Raw genomic sequence first — 6,289 nt, 5'->3', positions numbered from 1 at the left:
GGACAACCAGACCGGCCTGAAGACCTACACCATCGAAAAGATCGAGTACGGCATCGGCCTGGAATTCCAGCCGGTGGTGTTGTCTCCCGGTCGCATAAGCCTGAAAGTTAGGACGTCGGTTTCCGAGCCGACAACCGAGGGGTCCGTATCGCTCTCCTCAGGCGTGACGAGCCCCGGCATGAATGCACTGTCGCTGCGCAAACGTCTTGCCGATACGACCGTTGAACTCCCCTCGGGCGGCTCCATGATGATCGCCGGCCTGGTTCGCGACGATGTCAGGCAAGCCGTCAACGGGTTGCCCGGGCTGACAAAGATCCCGGTGCTCGGCGCGCTCTTCCGCAGCAGAGATTTCGTGCGCAACGAGACCGAACTCGTCATCATCATCACGCCCTATCTGGTGAAGCCGGTGGCGCGCAACGACCTTGCCAAGCCGGACGACAATTTCAACGCCGCCAGCGATGGCGCTGCCATGTTCCTTGGCCGAGTCAATCGCGTCTACGGCACCATGCAGACCGACAAGCCCAACGGCCGCTACCACGGCGTCGTCGGCTTCATCTACAAGTGAGCGGGGAAGCGGACATGTCTCAGTCAGCATTGAAGGCAAGCACCATCGCCGCACCGATGCGCTTTGGCCGCTCGCAGGTCTGCCGGCGGTTCGTTCCTGTCCTGGCGGTTGCGGTGGCGGCGCTGCTCACCGGCTGCGCCCAGCGCGACAGCATCACGGTCGGCGCCATCCCGGACGATTATCGCACCAACCATCCGATCGTGATCGCGGAGAAGAACCAGAAGATAGACCTGCCGGTGGGCGCCGGTGACCGTGGTATGACGGGCTCTCAGCGTGACACGCTTTCGGGCTTTCTCGACGGCTACGACAGGAGCGCCGCTCCGGCGGTGACGATCGCTATCCCTGTCGGCTCGGCCAACGAGATCGCGGCGGCCGCTGCCAGCCGCGATTTTGTCAGGCTGGTGGTTGCCAGCGGCATCAAGCGCAACCGGATTGTCATGACCTCTTATCAGTCCGCTTCCGCCGAAGCCTCGGCCCCGATTCGCGTCGCCTATATCTCGGTGAAAGCTCAGACCGACAAATGCGGGCGTTGGCCCGAAGATCTGGTGGAGACCTCGGAAAACAAGCACTACGCCGATTTCGGCTGCTCGTATCAGAACAACCTCGCCGCCCAGATGGCCAATCCGGCCGACCTGCTCGGACCGCGCAAGCAGGCACCTATCGACGCCGAGCAGCGTGGGAAAGTCATCGATGGGTACCGAAATCAACCCTTCTTTGATTGGGAAGCAGAAGGCGAAGTTAGCTACTAACGATCGCAGTTCGGAGTACACGAACATGAACAATCTGGCCTATGACACTCCTGTAGACGGCAGCGATACCTCGCAGCAGGACATCGCCGCGATGCAGGCGTTGCGGCCGATCCCGCGCATCTCGATCCAGGCATTCTGCGAGACCGAGGGTGTTGCCAACCCGGTCGAGCGCGCCGGCGAGGACCGCCGCATGACGAAGGCGCATCTCAAGGTCCATATGGGCGGCGTCCCCACTGCCATCGAATTCTACCAATCGGCGCCGACGCCCAACCTGATCCTGCTGGAATCGCGCAGCGAGCCCAAGCAATTGCTGGAGCAACTCGCCCAGCTCTCGGAATATTGCGATCCGACGTCGAAGGTGGTGGTGATCGGCCACTACAATGATGTCGGCCTCTACCGCGAGCTCATCCGCAACGGCATTTCCGAATATGTGATCGCTCCGGTCTCGATGGCCGACATCGTCAGCGTGGTGTCGTCGATTTTCATCGATCCGGAAGCCGAGCCGCTCGGCCGCTCGATCGCCTTCGTCGGCGCCAAGGGCGGTGTCGGCTCCTCGACGATCGCCCACAATGTGGCTTGGGCGATGTCCTCCCTGTTCAAATCCGAAGTGGTCGTCGCCGATCTCGATCTGGCTTTCGGCACCGCCAACATCAATTTCGACCAGGATCCGGCGCAAGGCATCGCCGAGGCGGTGTTTTCACCCGAACGCATCGATGAAGTCTATCTCGACCGGCTGCTGACCCAGTGCGCCGAGCATCTGTCGCTGCTGGCAGCGCCTTCGACGCTCGAACGGGTCTATGATTTCGATCCCGAGGCCTTCGCGCAGCTTATCGACACCGCCCAGCGCAGCGTGCCGCTTCTGGTGCTCGACGTCCCGCATGCCTGGACGGGCTGGACCAAGAACACCCTGGTCAAGGCCGACGAGATCGTCATCACCGCGACACCGGAACTCGCCAATCTGCGCAACACCAAGAATCTCGTCGATATGCTCAAGCGGCTTCGTCCCAATGATCCGCCGCCCAAGCTGATCATCAACCAGGCCGGCGTGCCGAAGCGCCCGGAGATTTCGCCGTCCGATTTCGCCGAGCCGCTCGGCCTGTCGCCGATGTCGGTCATTGCGTTTGATCCGTTGCTGTTCGGCAATGCCGCCAACAACGGACGCATGCTTGGCGAAATGGATGCCAAGAACCCGGTCGTCGCGATGATCAACGAAATGGCGCATGTGCTGACCGGGCGCAGCGAAATCAAGATCAAGAAGAAGGCCGGGCTCGGCAGCCTGCTCGGCAAGCTCTCGCGCAACAAGAAGTGACGCTTCAGCAGTGGAATCGGTAGTCGATCATGTTTGGTAAAAGAGGCAGCGACGACGGCAACCGGTTCACGCCGGAATTTCGCCAGCCAGCACCGGCGCCTGTTGCGCCGCCGGCTGCAAGTTCCATGGACACAGCGGTTCTGACCCGGCCCACGGCGGCGCCAAGCGCGCCTGTCGCGCCGCCGGCGCGCCGTGCGGTCGAGGCACCGCCATTGGCGCCTGAGCCGAAGCGGGCACAGCGCGAAAAGAGCGAAACTTATTACGATACCAAGAGCCAGGTCTTCTCCGCGCTCATCGACACCATCGATCTGTCGCAGCTTTCCAAGCTTGACCCTGAAAGCGCGCGCGAGGAAATCCGCGACATCGTCAACGACATCATCGCGATCAAGAACTTCGCAATGACGATCGCCGAGCAGGAAGAGCTGCTCGAGGACATCTGCAACGACGTGCTCGGCTATGGGCCGCTCGAGCCGCTGCTCGCCCGCGACGACATCGCCGACATCATGGTCAACGGCTCCAGGAACGTCTACATCGAAGTCAACGGCAAGGTCGAACAGACCGGTATCCGCTTTCGTGACAATCAGCAGCTCCTCAACATCTGCCAGCGTATCGTCAGCCAGGTTGGCCGCCGCGTCGACGAATCCAGCCCGATCTGCGACGCGCGCCTTCCCGACGGCTCCCGCGTCAACGTCATCGCGCCGCCACTCTCCATCGATGGCGCCACGCTCACCATCCGCAAATTCAAGAAGGACAAGCTGACGCTCGATCAGCTGGTCAAGTTCGGCGCCATCTCGCCGCAGGGCGCCGAAGTTCTCAAGATCATCAGTCGTGTTCGCTGCAACATCGTGATCTCGGGCGGCACCGGTTCGGGCAAGACGACGCTGCTCAATTGCCTGACCAACTATATCGACCGCGAGGAGCGCGTCATCACCTGCGAAGACTCGGCCGAGCTGCAATTGCAGCAGCCGCATGTGGTGCGCCTCGAAACCCGCCCGCCCAATCTGGAGGGCGAGGGTGAGGTGACGATGCGCGACTTGGTCAAGAACTGTCTGCGCATGCGGCCAGAGCGCATCATCGTCGGCGAAGTGCGCGGACCCGAGGTGTTCGATCTTCTGCAGGCGATGAACACCGGCCATGACGGCTCGATGGGCACGATCCACTCGAACAGCCCGCGCGAATGCCTCAACCGTATCGAATCCATGATTGCCATGGGCGGCTATTCGCTGCCGCAGAAGACAGTGCGCGAAATCGTCGTCGGTTCCATCGACGTGATCATCCAGGCGGCGCGCCTGCGCGACGGATCGCGCCGCATCACCCACATCACCGAGGTGATCGGGATGGAAGGCGACGTCATCATCACGCAGGATATCGTCCTTTACAACATCAAGGGCGAGGACGCCAACGGCCGGCTGTTGGGTGAGCACGTATCGACCGGCATCGGCCGTCCGCATTTCTGGGAGCGCGCACGCTATTACGGCGAGGAGCAGCGTCTCGCCATTGCGCTCGAGGCGATGGAGAAACGCGCTGACTGACGCATGCTGGGGTGTAAGGGTTCGGGCCAATGTTTGGAATTGACGGCACAGTACTGGCGTTTGTCGTGCTCGCCGGCTTCAGCGCCGGCGCCGTCGCTTATGCATTTCTGTTCACCCGCATCAGCAACGAGAAACAGGTTGGCAAGCGGCTCGAAACGATCAGGACCGCCGAGACGGATCGCTCCGTCGTCAAAGCCTCGCGCGACCGCGTGGCGGAAGCCGTCAAGCGGCGCAAATCGGTTCAGGATTCTCTTAACGAACTCGACGCCAAGCAGAAAACCAAGGACAGCCGCGTCAAGAAACCGCCGCTGAAAGCCCAGCTTCGTCAGGCCGGCCTCAAGACCACCATCGAGCGTTTCTATATATACTCCGCCGTATGCGGCATCGTTTTGATGATTGTCGCCTTTGTGGCCGGAGCCCCGCTGATCGCCTTGCCGGGCGTGCTGTTGGCCGGGGGGCTGGGCCTGCCGCGCTGGTTCGTCACGTTTCGTCGCGCCCGCCGGGTCAAGGCATTTCTCAACGAATTTCCAAACGCGCTCGACATCATCGTGCGCGCGGTCAAATCCGGCCTGCCGCTGAACGACGCCGTGCGCCTGATCGCCAACGAATCGCCCGAACCCGTGAAGACCGAGTTTCGCCGTATCGTCGATTCACAGCAGATGGGCCTCTCTATCCCCGACGCGACCTTGCGCATGCCTGAAACCATGCCTTGCACCGAGGCAAGCTTCTTCGGCATCGTTATCCAGATACAGTCGCAGGCCGGCGGCAATCTCTCCGAGGCGCTGGGCAATCTTTCGCGCGTGCTTCGCGATCGCAAGAAGATGAAAGCCAAGGTCGCGGCGCTGTCGATGGAAGCGAAGGCGTCCGCCGCGATCATCGGTGCGCTGCCCTTCATCGTCGCCTTTCTCGTCTACCTGTCGAGCCCGGCCTACCTGATGCCGCTCTTCAACACCAGCGTCGGAAACCTGATCCTTGGTTGCTCTGCGGTCTGGATGTTGATCGGCATCCTGGTGATGCGCAAGATGATGAACTTCGAAGTCTAGGATGCTGGCATGACCGAGCAAGTCATCAAGACCCTGACGGATCCGAGCTTCCTGATCGCGATGCTGGTCGCGATAGCGGTGTTTGCGACCGTCTTCACCTTGCTGCCGGCGTTTGGCGGAAACCAGCTCAAGTCACGCATGAAATCCGTTGCGCTGGAACGCGACGAACTGCGTGCGCAACAGCGCGCCCGGCTTGCGGTCGAGGCCGACCGCCGTCGCAAGGGCTTGCGCGAGGAACAGTCGGTCGGCATGCGCAACATTGTCGACCGGCTGGATCTGAGACGCGCGCTCGCCGATGAAGGCACCTTGCAGAAACTCAAGGTGGCCGGCTTTCGTGGACAGAATCCGCTGACGCGGTTTCTTTTCTTCCGTCTCGTACTTCCTTTCGTCGGTTTCGCGCTGGCCGCAATCTACATCTTCGCGCTCGGAGGACTGCCCGACAAGCCATTGGTCATCAGGCTGTTCGTCTGCGTCCTCGTTGCTTACGGCGGCTTCTACGCGCCAGTCATCTACGTCAACAACCGCGCCACCAAGCGCAAGCAGTCGATCCAGATGGCATGGCCGGATGGGCTCGATCTGATGCTTATCTGCGTCGAATCGGGCATGTCGGTGGAAGCGGCACTGCGCAAGGTCGCCGACGAGATCGGTGCGCAATCGGTGGCGCTGGCGGAAGAGTTCATCCTCACCAACGCCGAGCTTTCCTACCTGCCGGAGCGCAAGCAGGCCTACGAGAACCTGGCAAGCCGCACCGGCCTGGATTCGGTCAAGTCGGTGTCGCAGGCGCTCGTCCAGGCCGAGCGTTACGGCACGCCGGTGGCGCATGCACTGCGCGTGCTTGCCGCCGAAAGCCGCGACATGCGCATGAATGCTGCCGAGAAGAAGGCCGCCGCCCTGCCGCCAAAGCTCACAGTGCCGATGATCCTGTTTTTCCTGCCGGTGCTCTTCGCCATCATCCTGGGTCCCGCCGGCATTCAGGTCAGCCAGCGCGGTATCTTCGGCGATCATCCGGCGCCGGCAACAAACGCCCAGTAGCGGCAAGGCAAATTCCTGCATTCCCTCAAACGAAGAAGCCGCGCATGCAGCGCGGCTTC

At 61.8% G+C, this 6,289-nt stretch carries 5 protein-coding genes and 1 pseudogene; all 6 read left to right on the top strand.

The window, feature by feature from the left end:
• Window positions 1-565: pseudogene (locus EN893_RS14140) on the top strand (pilus assembly protein CpaC); the annotation flags it as partial.
• Window positions 566-579: 14 nt separating this feature from the next.
• On the top strand, window positions 580-1,314 hold the full coding sequence (locus tag EN893_RS14135) for a CpaD family pilus assembly protein (protein WP_127271264.1): 735 nt from the start codon (window positions 580-582) through the stop codon (window positions 1,312-1,314).
• Window positions 1,315-1,339: 25 nt separating this feature from the next.
• Window positions 1,340-2,623: a CpaE family protein gene (locus EN893_RS14130; RefSeq protein ID WP_127270395.1), complete on the top strand. Its 1,284-nt coding sequence runs from the start codon at window positions 1,340-1,342 to the stop codon at window positions 2,621-2,623.
• Window positions 2,624-2,652: 29 nt separating this feature from the next.
• The gene (locus EN893_RS14125; protein ID WP_127270234.1) at window positions 2,653-4,155 is read left to right on the top strand and encodes a CpaF family protein; all 1,503 of its coding nucleotides are present in this window, start codon (window positions 2,653-2,655) and stop codon (window positions 4,153-4,155) included.
• A 29-nt stretch (window positions 4,156-4,184) separates the two neighbouring features.
• Entirely contained in the window at window positions 4,185-5,198 is a 1,014-nt protein-coding gene (locus tag EN893_RS14120) for a type II secretion system F family protein (RefSeq protein ID WP_127270235.1), read from the top strand.
• Between the two features lie 9 nt (window positions 5,199-5,207).
• Window positions 5,208-6,230: a type II secretion system F family protein gene (locus EN893_RS14115; protein ID WP_127270238.1), complete on the top strand. Its 1,023-nt coding sequence runs from the start codon at window positions 5,208-5,210 to the stop codon at window positions 6,228-6,230.
• The last annotated feature ends 59 nt before the right edge of the window (window positions 6,231-6,289 follow it).

The organism is Mesorhizobium sp. M7A.F.Ca.CA.004.04.2.1 (genome assembly GCF_004022825.1).
Taxonomy (GTDB): Bacteria; Pseudomonadota; Alphaproteobacteria; order Rhizobiales; family Rhizobiaceae; genus Mesorhizobium.
This window is presented reverse-complemented; position numbering and strand designations above follow the sequence as displayed.